Genomic DNA, 2949 nt, shown 5'->3' with positions numbered 1-2949 from the left:
AGGGGTATTGGGAATAGAGATTTTAATTAAGGTTATCAGGGGGATAACCATGTATTTATAATAACAAAATTCGACAGAAAAATCAATAGTTTTTCAAAAAAAAATTTTTATCGAATAAAAAACAAAAAAATAAAACCTACTTCTTTTCCGATTGAAAGTAGGCTAATGAATACTTAGTATTCATTAAATGGGGTATTGTGAATAGAGATTTTACTAAGGTTATCAGGGGGATAACCTTAATTAAATAATATCAAAATTCGACAGCTTAATCAATAATTTTCCACAAAAAACATAAAAATTTACAAAATATATTAATAAAAAACAATTTATATAAATAAAAACATTTAAATGGATAATTATTATAAATTAACACAACATATTTTAATCCATTAAGGTATTAAATATTAAAATATATAAAATTTAATGGTATAATATAAAGATATGAATTTTAAATAAAGTGCATAATATACAATAAAGGAAAAGAAATAATTGAAATTTGATTTATGTAAAACTTTTATCATTTTAGTACGTAAAATATAAATTCGGTAAAAATAAATAATATATATCAATAATAGAAAGTTGGTGTAGTATATGGAGATATACTTAGATAATAGTGCGACAACTAAACCATATAAAGAAGTAGTTGAAAAAATGATTTATGCACTTAGTACGGATTATGCGAATCCATCTTCTTTACATAGAAAAGGTATAGAAGTTGAAAAAAATATAAAATCCATAAGACAAGATATAGCAAGATCTATTTCGGCAAAAGATAAAGAGATATACTTTACATCTGGTGGAACAGAATCTAACAATACTATAATTAGAGGTGTTGCTAATCTATACAAGAAAAGAAAAAATCATATAATATCTACAAAAATAGAGCATCCATCTGTTTTAGATACACTTAAAGACTTAGAAAGTGAAGGTTTTGAAGTGACATACTTAGATGTTAATGAAAAAGGAATAATAGATATTGAAGAATTTAAAAAATCATTAAAACCAACAACATCTTTAGTAACTATGATGCATGTAAATAATGAAATAGGTGCTATTCAACCTATACAAGAAGTAGGTAAGCATCTAAAAACGTTAAATGATAAAGTATATTTACATGTAGATGCTGTACAATCTTATGGGAAGATTAATTTTAAGCCATCAAGATATAATATAGATTTTATGAGTATAAGCGGGCATAAATTACATGGACCTAAGGGTATAGGATTTATGTACATTAAAGAAAATAATAGATTAAAACCTCTTTTAACAGGAGGAGGACAAGAAATAGGAATAAGATCAGGTACAGAAAATGTTCCTGGTATATATGGATTAGGAGAAGCTATAAAGATAACAAATAAAGATTTAGATGAGAATATAGAGAAAATAGCTAATCTAAAAAATATTCTTAAAGGAGGTCTATTAGAAAATATAGATGATATAAAGATAAACTCTAGTGATGATGGAGTATGCCACATACTAAATGTTTCTTTTAGAGGAATTAAAGGAGAAGTATTACTTCATTATTTAGAACAAAAAGGAATATATGTATCTACAGGTTCAGCGTGTTCATCTAAGAAAAAAGGAAGTCATGTGTTAAATGCAATAAAACTTAATCCTGATGAGATTGAGGGAGCTATAAGATTTAGTTTAAGTGATATGAATAATGAAGAAGAGATATTAGAAACTATAAAAGTGGTGAAAGAATCAGTAAGTGACTTAAGAATGATAATAAGAAGACGATAAAAATTAAGAGGTGATAGTATTGTACAATATATTAATAGTTAAGTACGGAGAAATAGGTGTAAAGGGAAAGAATAGATACTTATTTGAAAATAAGCTTATAAAGAATATAAAAAATATGTTAAAGCCAATAGGAAACTTTAATGTTTATAAAGAGTATGGAAGAATATATGTAGACTTAGAAGATTATGACTATGAAGAAGTTATAGAAGAAGTAAGACAAGTATTTGGTATAGTTGGAGTATGTCCTGCTGTAAGAGGAGAAAAAAGCTACCAGAACTTAAAGGAACTAGCATTAAAGATGTTAGAGGAAAAGATAGAACAAGGATATAAAAGTTTTAAAGTTGAGTCAAGAAGAGGAGATAAGTCATTTGAATTAACTTCTCAACAAATGAGCTTAGATATAGGTGGATATTTAGTATCTGAAGTAAAGGATAGAATAGCGGTAGATGTTAGAAATCCGGAAATAAAAATAAAATGTGAATTAAGAGAAAATCATGTTATGGTATACAGTGATACTGTGGCAGGTTACGGTGGATTACCACTTGGAACTAATGGTAGAGCGATGTCGCTTTTATCAGGTGGTATAGACTCTCCAGTTGCATCTTGGATGGTTGCTAAAAGAGGTATGGAGTTAGAATGTGTACACTTCCATAGCTATCCATTTACAAGTGAAAAATCACAAGAGAAGGTTAGAGATTTAGCTCAAATACTAGCAAAATACTGTGGAAGAGTAAGACTTCATAAAGTTAATATGTTAGAAATACAAAAAGAGATAGGTCTTAAATGTAAAGAAGAAGAAATGACTATAATATCTAGAAGATTCATGATGCAAATAGCACAGAGATTAGCAGATAAGAGACATTGTGAGGCTTTAGTTACAGGAGAAAGTATAGGACAAGTTGCATCTCAAACAATACAAGGATTAACTTGTACTAATGCAGCTGTAAGCATACCAGTATTTAGACCATTAATAGCAATGGACAAGACAGAGATAATAGAAATAGCACAAAAAATAGGTACATTCGAAACATCAATATTACCAGAAGAAGATTGCTGTACAGTATTTTCGCCAAAGAAACCAGTAACTAAACCTAGATTAGAGAGAATAGAAAAATCAGAAAGTGCATTAGATGTTGAAAAATTAATAGAAGATGCAATAGCTAATGTAGAAGTAGAAGATATAGAATTTTAATAATATATAAAAAA

The 2949-nt window shown here is 27.7% G+C and carries 2 protein-coding genes; both read left to right on the top strand.

The genetic code is table 11. The features are described from left to right. Positions 1–591 precede the first annotated feature (591 nt). Positions 592–1743, top strand: coding sequence for a cysteine desulfurase family protein (locus BN899_RS14615; protein ID WP_042276895.1), 1152 nt, complete (start codon positions 592–594; stop codon positions 1741–1743). Positions 1744–1762: 19 nt separating this feature from the next. Further along, complete coding sequence (gene thiI, locus BN899_RS14610; RefSeq protein ID WP_042276893.1) at positions 1763–2935, top strand: tRNA uracil 4-sulfurtransferase ThiI; 1173 nt, start codon at positions 1763–1765, stop codon at positions 2933–2935. Positions 2936–2949: the final 14 nt, after the last annotated feature.

The sequence above is a fragment of the Faecalimicrobium dakarense genome (assembly GCF_000499525.1).
Classification (GTDB): domain Bacteria; phylum Bacillota; class Clostridia; order Peptostreptococcales; family Peptostreptococcaceae; genus Faecalimicrobium; species Faecalimicrobium dakarense.
This window is presented reverse-complemented; position numbering and strand designations above follow the sequence as displayed.